The sequence below is a fragment of the Sphingobium algorifonticola genome, from assembly GCF_004005485.1.
Lineage (GTDB): Bacteria > Pseudomonadota > Alphaproteobacteria > Sphingomonadales > Sphingomonadaceae > Sphingobium > Sphingobium algorifonticola.
The window spans coordinates 120,199-141,325 of record NZ_RZUL01000005.1; the positions used below are offsets into that span (position 1 = coordinate 120,199).

Annotated in this window: 14 protein-coding genes; 5 read left to right on the plus strand and 9 right to left on the minus strand. The window is 61.6% G+C overall.

Annotated elements, in window-relative coordinates; translation table 11 throughout:
- Positions 1 to 15 precede the first annotated feature (15 nt).
- Positions 16 to 1,383, minus strand: a complete 1,368-nt coding sequence (gene radA / locus ENE74_RS14050; protein WP_127691563.1) for a DNA repair protein RadA — start codon at positions 1,381 to 1,383, stop codon at positions 16 to 18.
- A gap of 113 nt (positions 1,384 to 1,496) precedes the next feature.
- Here radA and ENE74_RS14055 point away from each other — a divergent pair, with 113 nt between their 5' ends.
- Both ENE74_RS14055 and ENE74_RS14060 read left to right on the plus strand, forming a co-directional pair.
- Entirely contained in the window at positions 1,497 to 2,228 is a 732-nt protein-coding gene (locus tag ENE74_RS14055; protein ID WP_127691564.1) for an endonuclease/exonuclease/phosphatase family protein, read from the plus strand.
- A gap of 45 nt (positions 2,229 to 2,273) precedes the next feature.
- A complete protein-coding gene (locus ENE74_RS14060) occupies positions 2,274 to 4,640 on the plus strand; it encodes a patatin-like protein (protein ID WP_127691565.1) in 2,367 nt (788 codons plus the stop codon).
- A 17-nt stretch (positions 4,641 to 4,657) separates the two neighbouring features.
- On the opposite strand, the gene dnaJ is transcribed toward ENE74_RS14060, so the two are convergent.
- Together dnaJ and dnaK are read right to left on the minus strand one after the other, a co-directional pair.
- Positions 4,658 to 5,776, minus strand: coding sequence for a molecular chaperone DnaJ (gene dnaJ / locus ENE74_RS14065; protein ID WP_127691566.1), 1,119 nt, complete (start codon positions 5,774 to 5,776; stop codon positions 4,658 to 4,660).
- Positions 5,777 to 5,916: 140 nt separating this feature from the next.
- Complete coding sequence (dnaK, locus tag ENE74_RS14070; RefSeq protein ID WP_127691567.1) at positions 5,917 to 7,821, minus strand: molecular chaperone DnaK; 1,905 nt, start codon at positions 7,819 to 7,821, stop codon at positions 5,917 to 5,919.
- A gap of 225 nt (positions 7,822 to 8,046) precedes the next feature.
- Between dnaK and ENE74_RS14075 the strand changes: the two genes are divergently transcribed.
- Positions 8,047 to 8,523 carry a copper chaperone PCu(A)C gene (locus ENE74_RS14075; protein ID WP_241242010.1) on the plus strand — a complete coding sequence of 159 codons (477 nt, stop codon included), beginning with the start codon at positions 8,047 to 8,049 and terminating at the stop codon, positions 8,521 to 8,523.
- Positions 8,524 to 8,526: 3 nt separating this feature from the next.
- Here the strand turns inward: ENE74_RS14075 and purU are convergent, their stop codons facing one another.
- The 3 genes from purU to ENE74_RS14090 all read right to left on the minus strand — a co-directional run bounded on the left by purU (position 8,527) and on the right by ENE74_RS14090 (position 14,210).
- Positions 8,527 to 9,396: a formyltetrahydrofolate deformylase gene (purU, locus tag ENE74_RS14080; protein ID WP_241242011.1), complete on the minus strand. Its 870-nt coding sequence runs from the start codon at positions 9,394 to 9,396 to the stop codon at positions 8,527 to 8,529.
- Positions 9,397 to 9,556: 160 nt separating this feature from the next.
- Positions 9,557 to 12,484, minus strand: coding sequence for an excinuclease ABC subunit UvrA (gene uvrA, locus ENE74_RS14085; protein ID WP_127691568.1), 2,928 nt, complete (start codon positions 12,482 to 12,484; stop codon positions 9,557 to 9,559).
- 130 nt (positions 12,485 to 12,614) lie between these two features.
- Entirely contained in the window at positions 12,615 to 14,210 is a 1,596-nt protein-coding gene (locus tag ENE74_RS14090) for a response regulator (RefSeq protein ID WP_127691569.1), read from the minus strand.
- Positions 14,211 to 14,445: 235 nt separating this feature from the next.
- Between ENE74_RS14090 and ENE74_RS14095 the strand changes: the two genes are divergently transcribed.
- Positions 14,446 to 15,705, plus strand: coding sequence for a metal-dependent hydrolase family protein (locus ENE74_RS14095; protein ID WP_164847485.1), 1,260 nt, complete (start codon positions 14,446 to 14,448; stop codon positions 15,703 to 15,705).
- Positions 15,706 to 16,336: 631 nt separating this feature from the next.
- Positions 16,337 to 16,696 (plus strand): UrcA family protein, encoded by a 360-nt coding sequence (locus ENE74_RS14100; RefSeq protein ID WP_127691570.1) that lies wholly within the window; start codon positions 16,337 to 16,339, stop codon positions 16,694 to 16,696.
- 70 nt (positions 16,697 to 16,766) lie between these two features.
- Here the strand turns inward: ENE74_RS14100 and ENE74_RS14105 are convergent, their stop codons facing one another.
- The 3 genes from ENE74_RS14105 to ENE74_RS14115 all read right to left on the minus strand — a co-directional run bounded on the left by ENE74_RS14105 (position 16,767) and on the right by ENE74_RS14115 (position 21,039).
- Complete coding sequence (locus tag ENE74_RS14105) at positions 16,767 to 17,414, minus strand: glutathione S-transferase family protein (protein ID WP_127691571.1); 648 nt, start codon at positions 17,412 to 17,414, stop codon at positions 16,767 to 16,769.
- Between the two features lie 56 nt (positions 17,415 to 17,470).
- The gene (locus ENE74_RS14110) at positions 17,471 to 19,543 is read right to left on the minus strand and encodes an alpha/beta hydrolase family protein (protein ID WP_241242012.1); all 2,073 of its coding nucleotides are present in this window, start codon (positions 19,541 to 19,543) and stop codon (positions 17,471 to 17,473) included.
- A gap of 227 nt (positions 19,544 to 19,770) precedes the next feature.
- Positions 19,771 to 21,039: a hypothetical protein gene (locus ENE74_RS14115; protein WP_127691572.1), complete on the minus strand. Its 1,269-nt coding sequence runs from the start codon at positions 21,037 to 21,039 to the stop codon at positions 19,771 to 19,773.
- Positions 21,040 to 21,127: the final 88 nt, after the last annotated feature.

The window sequence follows — 21,127 nt, forward strand, 5'->3', positions numbered from 1 at the left end:
AGGCCGCGCTTTGTGTTAGCCGCGGCCAAGCACATGATCGACGAACTGTGCCAAAGTGCGATAGCCGCTGATGGCAATGCCTTTCGCGCCATCCGCGGCGCTGGCCGGGACAATGGCGCGCCCGAAACCCAATTTCGCTGCCTCGCGCAGACGCATCGGCGCATGGGCTACCGTGCGGATCTCCCCCGATAGCGCGACTTCGCCGAATAGCACGGCATCGCTTGGAACCGGCCGCTCGGAAAGGGCGGAAATCAGCGCGCCGGCCACGGCAAGGTCTGCGGCCGGATCGGATATGCGATAGCCGCCTGCCACGTTCAGATAGACTTCGCACGTCGAGAAACTGAGGCCGCAGCGGGCTTCCAGCACCGCAAGCAACATGGCCAGCCGCCCGCTGTCCCAGCCCACAACGGCTCGTCGTGGCGTGGCGCCGCTTGCAAGGCGGACGGTCAGCGCCTGAATCTCCACCAGCACAGGTCGAGTGCCCTCCAGCGCCGGAAACACTGTGGCACCAGTCACGGATTCATCGCGGTGGGTAAGGAACAGGGCAGAGGGATTGCTGACTTCCGCCAGACCTTCCTCCGCCATCGCGAATACGCCGATTTCGTCCGTCCCCCCGAAGCGGTTCTTGACCGCGCGGAGAATGCGATACTGGTGGCTGCGCTCTCCCTCGAAGCTGAGCACCGTATCGACCATATGTTCGAGCACTCGGGGCCCGGCGATACTGCCGTCCTTCGTGACATGGCCGACGAGCACCACGGCGCTGCCATGTTGCTTTGCGAAGCGGATCAGCTCCTGCGCGCTGGCACGCACCTGGCTGACCGTACCGGGAGCGCCCTCGATCAGGTCGCTGTGCATCGTCTGGATCGAATCGATGATGAGCAGGGCAGGGGGTGCACCCTCGCTCATGGTTGTCAGGATATCACGTACAGAGGTGGCGCTCGCCAACTGCACTGGCGCATCGCCCAGACCCAAGCGGCGCGCGCGCAGGCGGACCTGGTCGGCCGCCTCCTCGCCACTGATATAGGCAACCGCCAATTCCCGGATTGCCATGCGCGCCGCGGCCTGCAACAAAAGCGTTGATTTGCCGATCCCCGGATCGCCGCCAATTAAGGTTGCCGATCCTGCGACCAGACCACCGCCCAGCGCCCGATCGAACTCCGCTATCCCGGTGCTGGCGCGCGGGGGCAGAGCAATAACGCTGTCCAGCCCTACAAGGTGAAGCGCGCGCCCGCCGCTTTGCAAATCATGCTTTGCCGCAAACACGGTATCGCCTGCCTCTTCATACAGGCTGTTCCATTCACCGCAGTCTTCGCACTGGCCCTGCCACCGCGGCGCAACCGACCCGCATTGCTGACATACGAACTTGCGCTTAGCCTTTGCCATGGGACTTTCCGAGAGAGTTGAAGCACTACCGGTATAGCAGAACATAAAAGGAACGCCAGTGCAGGAATGACCTGCCGGTGGAAACATGGGTCCATTTCGGGCATTGCCGTACCATGGCAAAACTGAGCTTTCGCGTCGCGACGTACAATATCCGCAAGGCCATCGGCACCGACCGTAGGCGCAACCCCGAACGGATACTGGACGTCTTGTCGGAAATGGACGCGGACGTCATCGCGCTTCAGGAGGCTGACCGGCGATTTGGTATCCGCCATGCGGTACTGCCGCCCCGTTTGCTGGAAAGCCACAGCGTATACAAGGCGGTGCCTCTGGATGTGCAGGCCGACAGCATGGGATGGCATGGCAACGCGATACTGGTTCGCAAGGATGTGCCGATCGACGCGCACGATATCGTCCATCTGCCATGCCTGGAACCCCGTGGCGCGATCATGGCGCAGCTTGCCTTGCCCGCGACACCGCTGCGCCTGTTCGGCATGCACCTTGACCTTTCGGGACTGTGGCGACGGCGGCAGGCGACGACGATCATTCACGCAGCGACTTCCGCAACGGAGATTCTGCCGACCGTGCTGATGGGCGATCTCAACGAATGGAGTGCCGATCGCGGCTGCCTTGCGGATTTCGCGCGTCATTACCGCTTTGCCCCCTGCGGTCGCAGTTTCCATGCGCGTCGTCCGGTCGCGCGACTAGACAGGATCATGTACTGCGACCGACTGACGCTGCTGGATTGCGGTGTCCACGCCAGCGCATCGGCTCGCAAGGCATCGGACCATCTGCCGATCTGGGCCGAGTTCACGCGGACGCCGGATCACCCGATCATAAGGACATGACAAGCGTGGCTGCTTTTGCCATCCCATGTCGATGAGAGGTGGCCGATGAGGGAAAAGGAGCTTCGGCTGGCGCTGGTCTGCTACGGCGGCATCAGCCTTGCCATCTACATGCACGGCATCACCAAGGAAATCTGGCATCTGGCGCGCGCCAGCCGTGATTATCATGAGGGCGCAATTCCGCCTCCACAGGCAGAGGGAAGTTGGGGCAATTCCCGTGCGGTATATTGCGCTCTGATTGCGGAAATCGAGGCGGCTACGGGCACCCGCCTGCGCATCATTCCCGATATCATCGCCGGGGCAAGCGCGGGCGGCATCAACGGCATTTTCCTGGCGCAGGCGATCGAGACCGGCCAGTCGCTCGACCCGCTGACCGATCTGTGGATGGATTATGCCGATATCGACCGGCTGCTGGACCCTGACGCACGGCCCGCCGCCCGCTTTACCAAGTTCTGGGCGTCTCCGCTGGTCTGGATGGCTGCGCGCCGCCCCGGCGATACCGTCGAGCGGACGGTTGCCCCGGAAACGCGGGAGGAAGTGCGGATGAAGCTTTCGCGCTTCATCCGTTCGCGCTGGTTCGAGCCGCCGTTCGGCGGGGCGGTGTTCAGCAACATGCTGATCGATGCGTTCGAAGCCATGGAACGCGCGCCATGCGGTGATCCACTGCTGCCGCCGGGGCACCCGCTCGACCTGTTCGTGACGGTGACCGATTTCGACGGCTATCCGCAGAGCCTGACGCTCCACAGTCCGGCCCATGTCATCGAGACGGAGCATCGCCTGTCGATCGGCTTTTCGGCGTGGGGGCAGGACCGCAGCCTGCGGCGCTTTGCCGATCCCGCCGAGCTGGCATTTGCGGCACGCGCTACGGCCAGCTTTCCGGGGGCTTTCCCGCCCTTCACGGTGCGCGAACTGGACGGCGTTCTGGCAGAGCGCAAGCGTCCGTGGACGGGACGCAATGCCTTTCTGGCGCGCGTTCTGCCGCGCCATTGGGCTTTGGGCAAGGCCGAGGATGCGGTACTCATCGACGGATCGGTGCTGGCCAACGCCCCTTTTGCGCAGGCGATCGGCGCGCTGCGCAACCGGCCTTCGCGCCGCGAAGTCGACCGACGGTTCGTCTACATCGATCCCAAGCCGCAAAGCCGGAGCATTCGCCTGACACGCAGCGGCGAGCCGAAACCTCTCGAAGTGGGGGAGGTGCCGCCGCTACCCGGTTTCTTTCGTACGATCTTCGGTGCGCTGAGCGACATTCCTCGTGAACAGCCCATCCGCGACAATCTGGATGCTATTGCCGGGCGATCCCATCGGATCGAGCGGATGCGGCAGATCATCGCCGCGCTGCGTCCGCAGATCGAGCAGGATGTGGAAAGCAGCTTCGGCGGCACGCTGTTCCTTGATCGGCCGACGCCTGGCCGACTTGCGAGCTGGCGCGCTAAGGCGCAAGCGCGCGCCGCGAGCGCGGCGGGCTTTGCCTATCCAGCCTACGGGCATCTCAAACTGTCGGGCATCATCGACGAGATTACCGATCTGTTTGTCCGTCTGGCTGCTGACGATGGCGCCGTCCAGCGCAATGCCGTTCAGCGGGCGTTGGTCGCGCACACGCGCCACGCCGGGTTGGACCAAATGAACGGGGCCGGGCGCGAAACGGTCAATGCGGACGTCATCCAGTTTTTCCGCGACCATGATCTGGGTTTCCGCATTCGTCGCCTGCGCTTCCTGGCGCGTCGATTGGCCGAAATGCTGGAGAGTGCCTGCGCGGCATCGCCACAGGCACTCACCGCTATGCATGATGCGATCTATGGCGGGCTGGCACTTTATACCGTGCGCGAAAATGCCGAATATTATCCCGACGACTTTATCTCGGTTATCGATGAGGCGCGCGCCGATCCCGCAACTGCCCTGGCGAGGCTGGCGGCGGCACGGGATTTGCGGGCTTGCGATGACATCGCAGAGGCTTTGCTCTCTGATGCTTTGTGGGGATTGCCCAAAGCGGAGCGTCGGCAGATGCTGCTCGCCTATCTCGGTTTTCCCTTTTACGATATCGCGACGCTGCCTCTACTGCAGGGCGAAGGGCTGGACGAATATGATCCGGTGAAGGTCGACAGGATATCGCCCGAGGATTGTTCCGCCATTCGTCCGGCAGACGCCGCTGCGACGCTGCGCGGCATGGAGTTCAACAATTTTGGTGCTTTTTTCAGCCGCGCCTATCGTGAAAACGACTATTTATGGGGAAGGCTGCATGGCGCGGAGCGGCTTATCGATATCCTGCTATCGACTTTGCCTGCGGACGCTGCGTTGCCCGCCGAACGCATCGACTATTATCGCAAGGCACTGTTCCATGCGATCCTGGACGAGGAGTCAGAGCGGCTGACGCTGATAACCGATCTGATCGCGAGCCTTCGCAAGGAAATCGGGTGACATAACAGCTGCCTCGCTTATCCAAGTAAATCCTTGATTTTGCTAAAAAATCCTGTGGACTGTGGACATTCTTCGCCGGTTTCCGTTTCCCGGAAAGCTTCAAGCAATTCTTTCTGCTTCGCGGTGAGACGGGTCGGTGTCTCGACATCGATCTGCACCACCATGTCGCCATGGCCGCGCCCGTTGAGCACGGGCATGCCCGCGCCGCGTTGCCGCAACTGTTTGCCCGACTGGATGCCGGGTGGAATGCGGATGGCATGCGCAACACGGTCCAATCCGGGCACTTCGATCGTGCCGCCCAGTGCCGCCGTCGTGAAGCTGACCGGTGCACGGCAGAACAGCGTGGTGCCCTCACGCTCGAAAATGCCGTGTCGCTTGACGTGCAGGAAAATGTAGAGATCGCCCGCGGGTGCGCCGCGTGCACCCGCTTCACCTTCGCCCGTCAGCCGAATACGGGTACCTTCATCGACCCCGGCGGGAATATCGACAGATAGCGTCTTCTGGCGATCGACCCGCCCTTCGCCGCGACAACTGCCGCACGGGCTTTCGATCACTTTCCCGGCACCATGACAGGATGGGCAGGTCCGTTCGACGACGAAAAAGCCCTGCTGCGCGCGAACTTGCCCATGACCCCCGCAAGTGCCGCAGGTCTTTGCGCCCGTGCCCGGCTTTGCACCGGAACCATCGCATGTGTCGCACGGCGCGGAGACCTCGACGGAAATTTCCGTCGCCTTGCCATGATAGGCGTCTTCCAGCGTGATTTCGAGATCGTAACGCAGGTCCGCGCCACGGCGGCTGGTCTGCCGCCCGCCGCCGCCGAACCCTGCCTGGCCGAAAATGGTTTCGAAGATGTCGCCGAGGTCGGAAAAGCCGCCTGCACCGCCACGAAATCCGCCACCGCCACCATTCTGGAATGCGGCATGGCCGAACCGATCATAAGCGGCGCGCTTTTGCGGGTCCTTCAGGACTTCATAGGCTTCGCTGACCGCCTTGAACTTGGCCTCGCTATCGGTGCAGCCGCCGGTCTTGTCCGGATGATATTTCATCGCGAGGCGGCGATACGCGCTTTTCAAAGCGGCATCGTCGGCCGTCCGCTCGACTTCCAGCAATTCGTAATAGTCGACTTCGGTGCTCATAGTGCCCTTCGCCCCTTCAGGAAAGAGGGGAGGGCGAGGCGATACCCACGTACGTGACGTTCACGCCCATGATAGTACCGCCATCGTCCATCCCCCGCTTCCCCGCCCTCTTCCCCAACGGAAAGAGGGAGGGATTTTCGTTACGCCTTGCTGTCTTCGTCCACTTCGGAAAACTCGGCATCGACGACCCCGTCATCCGCCTTGCTTGCCGTGTCGGCACCGGGAGACGCGCCTGCGGCCTGCTCCTTCTCGTAGATCGCCTGGCCCAGCTTCATGGCGACGGTTGCCAGTTCCTGCGCCTTCGTCTTCATAGCTTCGATATCACCGCTCTCTACCGCAGACTTCGCCGCCGCAATCGCGGTTTCGATCTCAGACTTCAGCGAAGCGTCGATCTTGTCGCCATGCTCCTCGATCTGGCGTTCGGTCGTGTGGATCAAGCTTTCGGCGTTGTTCTTCGCTTCCGCCGCTTCACGCCGCTTCTTGTCCTCTTCGGCAAACTGCTCCGCATCCTTGACCATCTGGTCGATGTCTGCATCCGAAAGGCCGCCCGACGCCTGAATCTTGATCTGCTGTTCCTTGCCGGTGCCCTTGTCCTTGGCCGATACGCTGACAAGGCCGTTGGCATCGATATCGAACATCACTTCGATCTGCGGCACACCGCGGGGCGCGGGAGGGATGCCGACCAGGTCGAACTGACCCAGCAGCTTGTTGTCGGCCGCCATTTCACGTTCGCCTTGGAACACGCGGATCGTCACGGCTTGCTGGTTGTCGTCCGCCGTCGAATAGACCTGGCTCTTCTTCGCGGGAATCGTCGTGTTGCGATCGATCATGCGCGTGAACACGCCACCCAGCGTTTCGATGCCGAGCGACAGCGGCGTGACGTCAAGCAACAGCACGTCCTTGACATCACCCTGAAGCACACCGGCCTGAATGGCCGCGCCCATGGCAACGACTTCGTCCGGATTGACGCCAGTGTGCGGCTCCTTGCCGAAAAACTCCTTCACCGCTTCCCGCACCTTGGGCATGCGGGTCATGCCGCCGACGAGCACCACTTCGCTGATGTCCGACGCCGACACACCAGCATCGGCCATCGCCTTCTTGCAGGGTTCCATCGTTCGCTTGATCAGGTCCGCGACCAGCTTTTCAAGATCCGCGCGCGTGATCGTCTTCACCAGATGCTTCGGACCATTCTGGTCAGCGGTGATGAAGGGCAGGTTGACTTCGGTCGTCTGCGCCGAAGACAGTTCGATCTTCGCCTTTTCGGCCGCTTCCTTGAGCCGCTGGAGCGCGAGCTTGTCCTTGGTGAGGTCGATGCCTTCTTCCTTGCGGAAGCTCTCGGCGAGATATTCGACGACTTTCGAGTCAAAGTCTTCGCCGCCCAGGAAGGTGTCGCCGTTGGTCGATTTCACTTCGAACACACCGTCGCCGATTTCGAGGATCGAAATGTCGAAGGTGCCGCCGCCGAGGTCATAGACCGCGATGGTCTTGCCATCCTGCTTGTCGAGACCATAAGCGAGCGCCGCTGCGGTCGGTTCATTGATGATGCGCAACACTTCAAGGCCGGCAATCTTGCCGGCGTCTTTCGTCGCCTGACGCTGCGCATCGTTGAAATATGCAGGCACGGTGATGACCGCCTGCGTCACCGTTTCGCCCAGATAGCTCTCGGCAGTTTCCTTCATCTTCTGAAGCGTGAAGGCAGAAATCTGCGACGGAGAATAATCCTCGCCACCGGCCTTTACCCAGGCATCGCCATTAGGGCCCTTGGCAATGGCATAGGGGACCAGTTCCATGTCTTTCTTGGTCAGCGGATCGTCGAACCGGCGTCCGATAAGGCGCTTGACAGCAAAAATCGTGTTTTCCGGGTTGGTAACGGCCTGACGCTTGGCGGGCTGCCCTATCAGTCGCTCACCATCCTTTGTGAAGGCGACGATCGACGGCGTGGTGCGCGCGCCTTCCGCATTTTCGATTACCTTCGGCTTGCCGCCGTCCATCACTGCGACGCAGCTGTTGGTGGTCCCCAGATCAATCCCGATAACTTTAGCCATGTATGTCCTCTTTAACCCCAAGATGTTCAGCGGTTAGCGGCCTTGCCCTGCACATCATGCCAAGGCAAGCACCGTCTCGGATTTCGATATAGGGGTGCTTTTGCTTGGCACAAGAAGCGGCGCGCATTAGGGAGCAACGCATCAGCCCGCCGCCCCGAAACGGTAACCCAAAACGGGACTATGTACCAATGGCTTGGCGCTGCGGCGAAGGGAAGGAAAATGCCGATGCCTGTATTCCGCAAGATGCTTGCGCTGATCGTCCTGGTCCTGGTGCCGCAATTCCTCGCTGCTTGCGCCGATCCGCCGCCGCTGTTCGTCGATCAGGCCTGGATCCGTGTCAGCCCGAACAAGGACACGCCGTCCGCCGGTTACTTCGTGGTGCATGGCGGGGAAGCCGCCGTGGAATTGCGTGGCGTCATGACCGATCGTGCCCTGCGCGTCGAAATGCATGAGAGCGTCGAGAAAGACGGCAAGATGACGATGCAGCCGATCGATTCGGTTGCCGTGGCCGCGAACACGCAGGTCGCGTTCGCACCCGGCGGCAAGCATATCATGCTGTGGGGCGTCAATCCCGAAGCGATCGCGCAGGGAAAGGTGCCGCTGACATTCCTGTTTTCCAACGGCGATCGCATCATCGTGGATGCCGTCGTTCAAAAGGCTGGTGCTGCCGGTTCCACAAGCGCGGAACACAGCGGCCATTAAGCATCAGGCTTTGAACACCACCGTCCTGCTGTCGTTCAGGAAGACACGTCCCTGAAGATGATGTTGCACGGCGGTCGCCAGGACGCGCCGCTCGATATCCCGGCCTTTCCGGACAAGATCTTCGGCCGTGTCGGCATGGCTGATCGCCTCTACATCCTGATGGATGATCGGTCCTTCATCCAGGTCTGCGGTCACATAATGTGCGGTCGCGCCGATCATCTTCACGCCACGCGCATGTGCCTGATGATAGGGCTTCGCGCCTTTGAACCCGGGCAGGAAGCTGTGGTGGATGTTGATGCAGCGGCCTGACAGAAAGGCGGCAAGATCGTCGCTCAATATCTGCATATAGCGCGCCAGTACGACAAGATCGGCACCGGTCCCGGATACCAGAGCCTTGATCTGCGCCTCCTGCTGCATCTTGCTGTCCGGCGTGACGGGGAGATAGTGAAACGGAATGTCCCCGATCAGCGGCGTGGCCAGAGCAGTCTCCGGGTGATTGCCGACGATGCCCACCACATCCATGGCCAACTCACCGATCCTCCACCGGTACAGCAGGTCGCCGAGACAATGGTCGAACTTGCTGACCATCAGCAGAACCTTCTGGCGACTGCTGCGGCGACGGATATTCCATTGCATCGCGCGTGGTGCGGCAATGGCGGGGAATGCCGCGCGCATCGCGTCTACATTACCACTTGCGACCTCATATTCCACACGCATGAAGAAACGCCGGTTCAGCATATCGTTGAACTGCTGCGCGTCCGTGATGTTGCCCCCGTGGCGGGCAAGGAAACCCGCGACATCGGCGACCAGGCCGGGCCGGTCCTCGCATTGCAGGGTGAGCGTGCAGATTTCGATCGAGGGATGTGCGTTCACAGGGGCCTCCGGGGGGACGGCGCTCCCTATCAATGCGCTGCCTCCCCGTCATCCGCCAATTTGCGCAGCCTTGCTTCGCTCGGCCGTGCAAAGGTTTGGCACAAGCCTCTACTGGCAGGGCGAGGCAGCGATCGGTCAGCAGATTGTAAAGGCGCAGATATCAGCGGCTGCCGACGGCTGCCTTCGCATCCTCCGCCATGCCCAACATGGGCCGCAGATAATGGCCGGTGAAGCTGCGGGGATTGCGGGCGACTGTCTCCGGCGTTCCCTCCGCCACGACTTCACCGCCTTTCACGCCACCTTCCGGTCCCATGTCGATGATCCAGTCGGCAGTCTTAATGACATCCAGATTATGTTCGATCACCACCACGCTGTTGCCCTGATCGACCAGCGCATGCAGCACTTCGAGCAGCTTGCGGACATCCTCGAAATGCAGGCCGGTGGTCGGCTCGTCGAGAATGTAGAGCGTATTGCCGGTGGCGCGGCGCGAAAGCTCCTTGGCGAGCTTGACGCGTTGCGCTTCGCCGCCTGACAAGGTCGTCGCCTGCTGCCCGACCTTGACATAACCCAGGCCGACTTCCGCCAGCATTGCCATCTTGTCCCGGATGGGCGGCACCGCCTTGAAAAACTCGACGGCATCCTCAACCGTCATGTCCAGCACATCGGCGATCGACTTGCCTTTGAACTTCACTTCCAGCGTTTCACGGTTGTAACGCGCGCCATGGCATACATCGCATGTGACATAGACGTCGGGCAGAAAGTGCATCTCGATCTTGATAAGACCGTCGCCTTGGCATGCCTCGCAGCGCCCGCCCTTGACGTTGAAGCTGAAACGGCCGGGCTTGTATCCGCGGGCTTGCGCCTCGGGAAGGCCGGCGAACCAGTCGCGAATGTTGGTGAAGCTGCCGGTATAGGTCGCGGGATTGGAGCGCGGGGTACGTCCGATTGGCGACTGGTCGATATCAATCACCTTGTCGCAATATTCGAGACCCGTCACCTTGTCATGCGCACCTGCAACGATACGCGCGCCGTTTAGCGCACGGGCCGACGCCGCATAAAGCGTGTCGATCGTGAAGCTGGACTTGCCCGACCCGGAGACGCCAGTGATGCAGGTGACGGTGCCGAGCGGGATCGACGCCGTGACGCCGCGCAAGTTGTTGGCGCGGGCATTATGGACGGTCAGTTTTTTACCCGATCCCTTCCGACGCTTCGTCGGCACCTCGATCCTGCGCGTCCCGTTCAGATAGTCGGCAGTCAGACTGTCGCTGCTGGTCAGTATCTCCTCCAGCGTGCCGCGCGCCACCACCGTACCGCCATGAACACCGGCACCCGGCCCCATATCGACGATATAATCAGCCGTGCGGATGGCGTCCTCGTCATGCTCGACGACGATCACGGTGTTGCCAAGGTCGCGCAGCCGCTTCAGCGTGATGAGCAGCCGGTCGTTATCCCGCTGATGCAGCCCGATCGAAGGTTCGTCGAGAACGTAGAGCACACCGGACAGACCCGATCCGATTTGCGAGGCAAGCCGGATGCGCTGGCTTTCCCCGCCGGACAAAGTGCCCGACGTGCGATCGAGATTGAGATAATCAAGGCCGACATTGTTGAGGAAACCGAGGCGTTCGACGATTTCCTTGAGGATCGCCTTCGCGATCTGGTTCTGCTGGTCGTTCAGATGCGTAGGCAGGTCTGTGAAAAAGGCCAAAGCATCCACCACGCTGCGGCGGGTCGAAATGGAAATATCCTCACCGGCGATCTTGACCGCCAGCGCCTCGGGCTTCAGGCGCGCGCCACCGCATGTTTCGCAGGGCTGCGCGGTCTGATATTTCGAAAGCTCCTCACGCATCCAGGCGCTTTCCGTCTGAAGCATGCGGCGATTGAGGTTGCCGATGACGCCCTCGAACGCCTTTTTGACTTCGTAGGACTTCTTGCCATCCTGAAAGCGCAAGGTCACGGCCTTGCCGCCTGTACCATGCAGGATGATGAGCTGCACTTCGCCGGGCAGGTCGCGCCACGGCGTATCGAGTGAAAAACCGAACTCGCGCGCGAGCGACCCGAGCACCTGCATGTAATAGGGGCTGGGCGGGTTGGATTTCGCCCAGGGGACGATCGCGCCTTTCTTAAGGCTGAGGTCTTCGTTCGGTACGACCAACTGGCTGTCGAACAGCAGCTTTTCGCCCAGGCCGTCGCATGCGGGGCAGGCACCTTGCGGCGCATTGAACGAAAACAGCCGAGGTTCGATTTCCGCGATCGTGAAGCCGCTGACCGGACAGGCGAACTTTTCAGAAAAGACGATGCGATTGGCGGGTATGCCGGTGTTCTTCATCTTCCCCGAGGCCGGGGTGTCATCGTCGCGACCCGGGACATTGCCGTCCGCCAGATCGACATAGGCAAGGCCTTCCGCCAGTTTCAGCGCCGTTTCGAAACTTTCGGCGAGGCGCGTCTGGATGTCGTGGCGCACGGCGATGCGATCGACGACCACTTCGATGTCATGTTTGAGCTTCTTGTCGAGCGTTGGTGCGTCGTCGATTTCGAACATTTCACCGTCGATACGGACGCGCGTGAACCCGGCTTTCTGCCATTCCGCCAGTTCCTTGCGATATTCGCCCTTGCGCCCGCGAACGGCCGGAGCCAGCAGGAAGAAGCGTGTCCCTTCGGGCAGTTGCATGACCCGGTCAACCATCTGGCTGACGGTCTGTGCGCTGATCGGCAGGCCGGTTGCAGGCGAATAGGGCACTCCGACCCGTGCCCACAGCAGGCGCATATAGTCATAGATTTCCGTAACCGTCGCAACGGTCGATCGCGGATTGCGGCTGGTCGTCTTCTGCTCGATGCTGATCGCGGGCGACAGACCATCGATATGCTCGACATCGGGCTTCTGCATCATTTCGAGGAATTGCCGCGCATAGGCGGACAGAGATTCGACGTACCGGCGCTGCCCCTCTGCATAAATGGTATCGAATGCCAGGCTGGATTTGCCGGAACCGGAAAGGCCTGTGATGACGATCAAACTGTCCCGCGGGAGATCGACGTCCACGCCCTTGAGGTTATGTTCGCGCGCTCCACGCACGGCAATATGAGTCAGCATGGGTGGCGTTGTTCCATATTTGTTCGGGTGACGCAAGCAGCCTCGCGTCAGTCAGATGGGTATCGGCTGACCAGTCTGCAACGCATGATGATGCCGACCGTCTGTGCCACAGACCGACGCGGCAGCGGCCCTAGTTGACGTTGCGCAGGGCGGACAGAATGGCGGTTACCAGATCGCGATGCGAAAATGGCTTGCGCAGCATCGTGACTGCACCATCCATCGCCGCATCGAGCGCGTCGGTATCGGCATAGCCGCTGGCGAAAATGATGGGCAGGCGTGGCCGCTTCTTGGCGATGGCCTGCGCAACGGCGGCGCCATTCATGTCCGGCATGGCGAAATCGAGAAGTACGATATCGTAATCCTCCGCTTCGGCCATGGCTATGCCCGTGGTACCGCGAGCGGCTTCCTGGACTGCTGCCCCCATCGCTTCCAGCGCCTCGACGACTGTTTCTCGTACGGCTGTGTCATCATCGATCACCAGGATGCGGATGGCGTCCAGCCGTTCGGGGCTCGACGCTACCGCATTGGGTGCGGTGGTTTCGGTTGCTTGCGCAACCCTACGGAGGCGCAGCGTAACGCGCGTGCCATTGCCTTCCTGCGAATCGATCAGCAGCGTGCCGCCCGATTGGCGGGCGATGCCAAACACCATCGACAGGCCAAGCCCGGTGCCCTTGCCGACCGGCTTGGTCGTGAAGAACGGTTCGAACGCGCGCTCCAGCACATCGGCAGGCATGCCGATTCCGGTGTCGGCGACGACGATGTCGACATATTCGCCCGCAGGCAAGTCGTCCTCATCCTGCGGCTGATGATAAGGCGCGGCGGTGATCGAAAGCTGACCGCCTTGCGGCATTGCGTCGCGACTATTGATGGCAAGATTGAGCAACGCCAGTTCCAGTTGCGTCCGGTCTGCCATTACCGCCAGGCCCTCATCCGTACCTTCCAGCGAGTAGCGGATCTGCGGACCCAGGGTGCGCTGGAGAAGATCGCTCATGCCGGTGATGATGAGTCCAACCCGGACCGGCTTGAGTTCCAGGCGCTGAATGCGGGAGAAGGCAAGCAACTGGCTGGTCAGCGTCCGTCCGCGATCGAGTGCAGCAGTGGCATTGCTGGCAAGCCGCGCAATCTTGTCATGTCCACTCCCATGCAAGGCGATCAGTTCGATATTGCCGGCCACCGCCTGAAGCAGATTGTTGAAATCATGGGCGATGCCGCCGGTCAGTTGCCCGACAGCCTCGATCTTGCGGGATTGCAGCAGGGCAGCCTCGGCCTTGCGCCGTTCCTCTTCCTCGATGCGCAGTGCCGAAAGCGCCGCGTCGCGTTCTGCAATACGTGAGGCAAGGGCGTCGTTGGCCGTGCGCAACTGCGCCGTGGAGGGCAGCGCGAGTGCCTTGGGGATAAGTGGCCAGAGCACGATAGCCGTCAGCACCGACGCGATGGCAGTGACCACCTTGATCAGCGCCTCTATCCCGTAATCGCCGTTCCACAAGGTCCATATCGCCATGATATGCGTCGTGCCGCATGCCATGATGAAGATCGCGAAAAGCCAGAAAATGCCGCCGAACTGGATATCCCGCCGCGCGCGTATGAAGCGGATGAGGGCAATGGGAATGGAAAAATAGGCGAGAGCGATCAGCGCGTCGGACACCACATGCGTCCAGACCAGCTCCGGCCGCCACAGCAGACAGTAACCATGCGGCATATAGTCGTCGAGGAAGCTGCTGAACATGATGCCGTGTCCCCGTTCTGGCCGCTATCGCCTGCGCGGCTCGTTGTAGCCCATTGGCATACATTGATTTTTCCCGCGTTCAAAGACACATGGCCAAATATCGACACGCAAACGCTGGACGAGCGTATGAATTGGCGGGAGAATGCCGTGCGCGAGCGCATAGGCGGGCGGAGGAGGAAGCATGATCGTGGCGAACCGGTGGGCGAACGCGCGTCTCAGGTGCATTGGGACAGTCATGGCGCTGCTGTTGCAGATAGGCTTGGCACCTCGCGTCTGCGCGCAGGACGTCTATGTGCATGCCGGCCGGATGATCGATGTTCTGGCGGGGCAAATGCTCGACGATCGGCGGATCACCATCCGCGCGGGACGCATCGTCGATGTCGGCCCCTGGACGCTGCCGCCGCCGGGATCGCGGGTGATCGACTGGAGCGAACGCACGGTGCTGCCGGGTTTGATCGACCTGCACACGCACATTGCCGATACCGGCACGTCCAGCGACGTTGCTTTGCCGGTGAAAACCGGTCCGGCAGAGACCGCATTGCTGGGCGCGCGCAATGCGCGACTGACGCTGAAGGCGGGATTCACGACGGTGCGCGATGTCGGCACCTATCGGGGGCTGACCGACGTGGTTGTCCGCGATGGCATTGCCCAGGGCCTGATCCCCGGTCCGCGCATGGCGGTTGCGGGCGCGTATCTCACGATCCCTGGCGGCGGCGGGGAAATCACCGGGCTTCCCGCCGGGATGGCAGTGCCACCCGATATGCGGCTGGGCGTGGCGCGGGGTGCAGCCCAGGTGCGCGAAAAGGCGGAGGCGCTGTTCACCGCCGGGGTCGATCATCTCAAGATCATAGGCACCGGCGCAGTGCTGGCGATCGGTACGGAACCCGGCACCGAGGAGATGACAGGCGAAGAGATTGCCGCAGCTGTTGCCGTGGCGCGCGCCCATGACAGCTATGTCACCGTGCATGCACATGGCGCCGAAGGGATAAAGACGGCGATCCGCGCCGGCGCGCGCTCCATCGAACATGCCAGCCTGATCGACGATGCGGCCATCACGCTTGCGAAGGCCAGGGGCGTTTGGCTCGTCATGGATATCTACAACGGCGACTATATTGACGCTGTCGGAACACAGGAAGGCTGGCCGGCGGAATATCTGCGCAAGAACAGGGAAACGACGCAGGCGCAGCGCGACGGTTTCGCAAAGGCAGTCAAGGCAGGCGTTCGGATCGGCTTCGGCACTGATGCGGGCGTTTATCCGCACGGTCTCAATGCGCGGCAGTTCGCCTATATGGTGCGGCATGGCATGACAGCGATGCAGGCCATCCAGGCCGCGACGAGCAGTGCCGCGGCATTGATGGGGCGTAGCGACGATATCGGCGCCATTGCCGCAGGGCGCTATGCCGATCTGATCGCAGTGGATGGCGATCCGCTGGTCGATATCCGCGTACTCGAAAAGCAACCGCTGGTGATGCTGGGCGGCCAAGTTATTCCGTGAAAATGCCCTTACGGACCATTGGACTTATTACAGCAACGTGCCACTGTCATAGCGGATCGGCATGTCGTTCGTCGTTACCATGATGGTGTTAGTCGATAGCCAAGTCGTTTGCAGAGGCACGTCAACTCCGGTCGAAGCGTCGCTATGCCAATGATGATAAGGCGCTATTGTCAAGACGACCGCGATGTCGAAATGGATATCGCGTACAAGCGAATACAGAGATCCTGAAGTGCCCGACAGCATGAGCAGGATACGCCCCCGGTCTTCCCTTGCACCGGGGGCGTCTTTGTATCTGCGATCAGCGTGGCGCCGAGCACCGCTTCCGTCATGTGCCTTCCCCCATCGTGTTTTCCGCCACGATCGATCTGACGCTGTCATTCGTCTGGTGGACAAACGACCGTTGGTCGCTGCCGTACCGTCGTTCGTCGGTATGCCTGTCGCCCGCCGAACCGGTTCGCTGCCGGTCGAAGTATCCAGGCGATGCTCTTAATTGACATCTAAAAAGGCGTGGCAGGACGGATCGTCGCGATTGGCAGATCAACGGTTCGTCGGCCCCGAAGCCGCTGTCGCCCCCAAGCCAGGACAGCATCTTCGGGCACCCAGGACCACCATATTTGAAGGAGAGTCACAAATGTTCGCATTCACCACCAAGACCAAGGCCGCGACCGCAGGCTTTGCTTTCGCCGCGGCCCTGGTCGCCGGTTCCCCGGCCTTTGCCGGCGACTTTGTTTCCAATGGCCGTACCGCCGAAGTCCGCTACGACGACCTGGACCTCACGCAGGCATCGGGCCGTCAGGCGCTCGACAAGCGCCTGCGCAAGGCTGCTTCGCAAGTGTGCGCCGCCACCACGGTACGCGAAGTGATGCTGTGTCGCGAGAAGGCGCTGGACAATGTCGCCAAACCCGTGCGCACAGCCATCGCGCGCGCCGAAACCAAGGGCCGCTACGCTGATGCATCTACCACTGACGCCAAGGTGATCGTTGGTAACTGATCGTGGTCGGCACGAGGTCAAAACCCTCCGGCACGCAATTGCCGGAGGGTTTGATCGTCTAGATGGTTCGTTATCCCGGCGAAGGGCCATCCTTCTTGCCCTGCGCCTCCGCGATCAGCGCATCATCGATCGCCTTCTGCCTCTGGTAAGCGGGACGTTCCCTCAAGCGCGCTACATAATCCGCAAAGGCCGGTCGCGACGGCATCGATCCGAATGCGAGGCCCCAATCGATCTGCGCACCGACATAGACATCGGTGGCCGTGAACTGCGCGCCGCACATCCAGCTCTTGCCAGTTAACGCGGCTTCAAGCCCGTCCATCGTCGCATCGAAACTGCCGTAGCCCGCCATCATCTGTTTGTCGGCCGGGACGTCCCAGTCCATCGCGCGATTGGTGACGGCCGCCTCCACCGGCCCGGCTCCGAAAAACAGCCAGCGATAATAATCGGCGCGGTCATTGATCGGTGGTGCCAGCCCCGCATCGGGGAAGGCATCGGCAAGATAGGCGCAAATCGCGGCGCATTCGGTCACGACCCTGCCGTCGTGGACAATTGCCGGCACCTTTCCCATCGGATTGATCGCCAGATATTCCGGCGCTTTCATGGTGGTGCCATAGTCGAGCAGAACCTGCTCATAAGGTGCGCCCACTTCTTCCAGCATCCAACGCGCGATCTGCCCCCGCGACATGGGGTTGGTGTAGAAGATTATCGTATCGGCCATCGGTCATCCTCCTGTCGTCAGGAAAGGAACATATCACGAACGATCGCCCGATCCAATCAGCGTGTGGACTGGGTCCGATATTTATCGAACCACGCCAGGATCGCAGCCGCCTTTGCGGCAGATTGCGATGGGCGCGCGGTAAAGCCCCCATGGCTTGCACCTGGCACCTTGACCAGCGCGGTCGGCACCCCCTGAATCTGGAGCGCGGCATAATATTGCTCCGACTCGCTTACCGGCGTGCGGTAATCCTCGCTGCCCACGACCACCATCGTGGGCGTTTTGACGTTGCCGACGAGGCTGAGCGGCGAACGGTTCCAGTAGGACATCGGGTCCTCCCACGGCTTCTTCTCGAACCAGTATCGCGAAGTGAACAAGGTGTTGTCCATTGTCAGCGCCTCGCTGATCCAGTTGATCACTGGCTTCTGCGTGGCAGCCGCCTTGAAACGGTCCGTCTTGCCGACGATCCAGCTTGTCAGCACGCCGCCGCCGGACCCGCCCGTAACGAACAGATTGTCGGGGTCTGCAACACCTGCCGCGATGGCCGCATCGACTGCCGCGATCAGGTCGCCATAGTCGTCGCCGGGATATTTGTGATGAATAAGCTGCGCGAACTCTTCGCCATAAGATGTTGATCCACGCGGATTGGTGTAGAGTACGGCATAGCCCGCAGCGGCATAGAGCTGGATATCGGTAGCGAAGGTCGGGCCGTAGGCGGTGGCCGGGCCGCCATGGATTTCGAGGATCATTGGTACCCGTGTTCCCGGTTGATAACCCGGCGGTGTCACCAGCCATGCAGGGACCGTGCGGCCATCGGGGGCCTTGACCGCCAATTCCTTGACTTCTCCCAGTGTCTTGGCCGCCAGCAGATTGTCGTTGAGCCGCGTTACTTGCCGGGTGCGGCCGCCGACGACCACCGACACATCGGCCGGCCGATAGGGCGAGCCGCCGGTAAAGGCGATGGCACCATTGTTCGACACCGTAAAGTCGCCACCACTGTACGGACGGTCAAGCCCGCCACCTGCAAGGCCGCTGGCGACTTCTGTCACTGTGCCGTCCAGCGATATCCGGGCAACCCGGTTTATGCCTTCACGATCATAGAGGGCATACAGACTCCTGCCGTCCGCAGCCCATTGCACCTTGTCGATGCTCCGATCCAGTTTGGCAGTGATAGTGCGCGATCCGCTGCCATCCCGGTTCATGATCGACAATTCGGTCGTTTCATAGGCCATGCGCTTGTCGTCATAGCCGAGATAGGCCACAAGCCGTCCGTCGGGCGACACGACGGGCGCGCGATCGGGACCGACACGGTTCGTCAGCGGCCTGATCGCGCCCGACGCAATATCCAGCGCGTAGATTTCGCTGTCGAATATTTGCTGTTCCCAATCGGGTTTGCGCACCGCTGCAAACAGGATTGCCTTGCCATCCGGGGTGAAGGACAGCGGTCCGCCGTCGTGGTAGGAGCCGAAGCTGATCTGGCGCGGTGCACCGCCGTCCGCCGGGACAATGAAGGTATGGTCGTAGCCCGGTTGCACATAGCCACCGCCATCGTTGCGATAATCCACCCGGTCGATGATTTCGAGCGGCGGCGCCCATTGCGCGCCTTCGGGCTTGTCGGGTGCTTTGCCAAGCTTCAGCCCTTCGCCTGCCACGCGCATGACATAGGCGATCTGGCGGCCGTCTGGCGACCAGGTGATCGAGTCCGGCGCATCGGGCAGGCCGGTGACACGCGCCGTCGCGTGATCGGTCATCCAGCGGACGAACAACTGCGGCTTGCCGCCCGGCTCGCTGGCGACATAGGCGATCCGCTTTCCATCAGGCGACCAGCGCGGCTGGCTGGCATTGCCCGAAGACCCCGCAGCTATCGGGGTTTGCTGGCCCGACGCCACATCGATCAGCCAGATGCTGCTGCGCGCGCGATCGGTCATGATGTCACCTGACCTGCGCACATAAGCGATTGTCTTGCCGTCCGGGCTGATCTGCGGATCGGTGGCGACTTCCAGCGCGAAGAGATCGCGCCCCTCCAGCAGGCGGCTTGGCATATCGCCCGGCGCGGCGAAGGCGGGGATCGAGGCACCGAGAAGCAGAAGGGAAATCAGGGATTTGCGTAGCATGATGTCGCCCTTTTTCATGTCTTTTGAATGAGCGACACCATGATGGATTTTTACAGTCGTGCAAGTGGCGGGTTGCCGCTTCCCGTTATTCCGTTCCGGCTGAGCTTGTCAAAGCCCTACGCTGGGCGAAGTGAAGTGCCTTCGCTTCGCCCGGACTTACCCCCTTCGACTGCCCTCCTGCGGCAGGCGCTCGGGACAGGCTTCGACGGGTGCAGGGCGCACGGGCGAAGGGAGAGCTACTCCATTCAGCAACTGAGGCCCGCGGCACCCGCCAGCATACCGCCGATGCCACCACCACATTTCTTCTTCTTTTTCGGCGCGTCGCCACTGTTGCTCGATGCGCTGCCTTCGCCGCCGCGCGCCATCGCGCCGCCCATATCCGGGCCGTTGATGAACCACATGGTATTGGAGCGATAGCGCACCCGCGCGGTCCATTCGGGCTTCCACACAATCTTGGGATCGGCCGGGCGGGGGGGATAGGCGAAATTCGCTTCCGGCCCGTACGCGTACAGATTGCCCATCACGAACTGACTTGCGGCCTGTTTCACTTCGGCGGGCATGATGCAGCTCGTCTGGCTGGGTGGCATCACGACTTTCTGGGTAATGAGGCGGCTGACGGTGGCAGGCGCGATCCAGTCCCACAATGCGCCGCCGAAGTTCTGGCTGGCGGAGGACGACCACCAAACCATGTCGTTCGCCTGTCCGTCCGGCCCCGGATTGAAGCCCATCGTCCAGGCATAATAGCCCGTCGCGCTGGTGACGCTGTTCCAGCTCAGCATCGTCGCGCCGCCGGCGATATCGCTGGCCTTGCCCGTTATTGCGGGCATGAAATCCTGGGCAAGGCTGAACTTGATTTCCGGCGAATAATTGCCCGCAATGCGATGCTCGCCGATCAGCGAGCTTTCGGCCGAAACGGTCTTGCGGTCCTTGCCGTTGGGCCACGCGCCATAAGTCTTGCTGTTGGCAAGGCGGATCGCCCAGTCGGCGGGAATGTTCACGCCTGACGTGAAGAGGCCCGGTGGCACCTCACCTGCGGCCACCTTCGCGAAATCGATCACGACCGGCTGCCCTTTCGGCGCCTTTGCGCCGCAACCCCAGAAGATCAGCAGACGACCTTTGGGCTTCTGGAAATCGCGCGGCATCTCCTTGTCGTCCTCCTCGCGCGGCGCAGGCGTACCGGGCGGGGGTGTGACCAGGGGAACCGACTTGCCGAGCTTGGCGCCGACCGGCATGAAATGGTCAGCCTTGGGTTCGCCGCTTGCCGGTGCACGTGTCGAGCCAAGCCGCAGGTCGAGCGTGTGGATCATTTTCGATCCGCCGCCGCCGAACATCATCGACATCGCCCCGCCCATGCCACTGCCCATCGCGGCCATGCCGGACGTTGTACTGGCATCGATGCTGTAACGGGCGATCGGCGCGGTCGACTGTTGCGTGCCACCCGGCGCGGCGAGAAGGGCAACGAGGGCACTCGCGGCAGAGAGGCGGGCAAGGCGTGAACGGAACAGACTAGGCATCGGTCAGAATCCCCATGGAAAACCAGCAGATATGCGCCCGACTTTTGTTATGGCGGTGGCATAGCATGAATGGCTTTTGCGCGCTTCA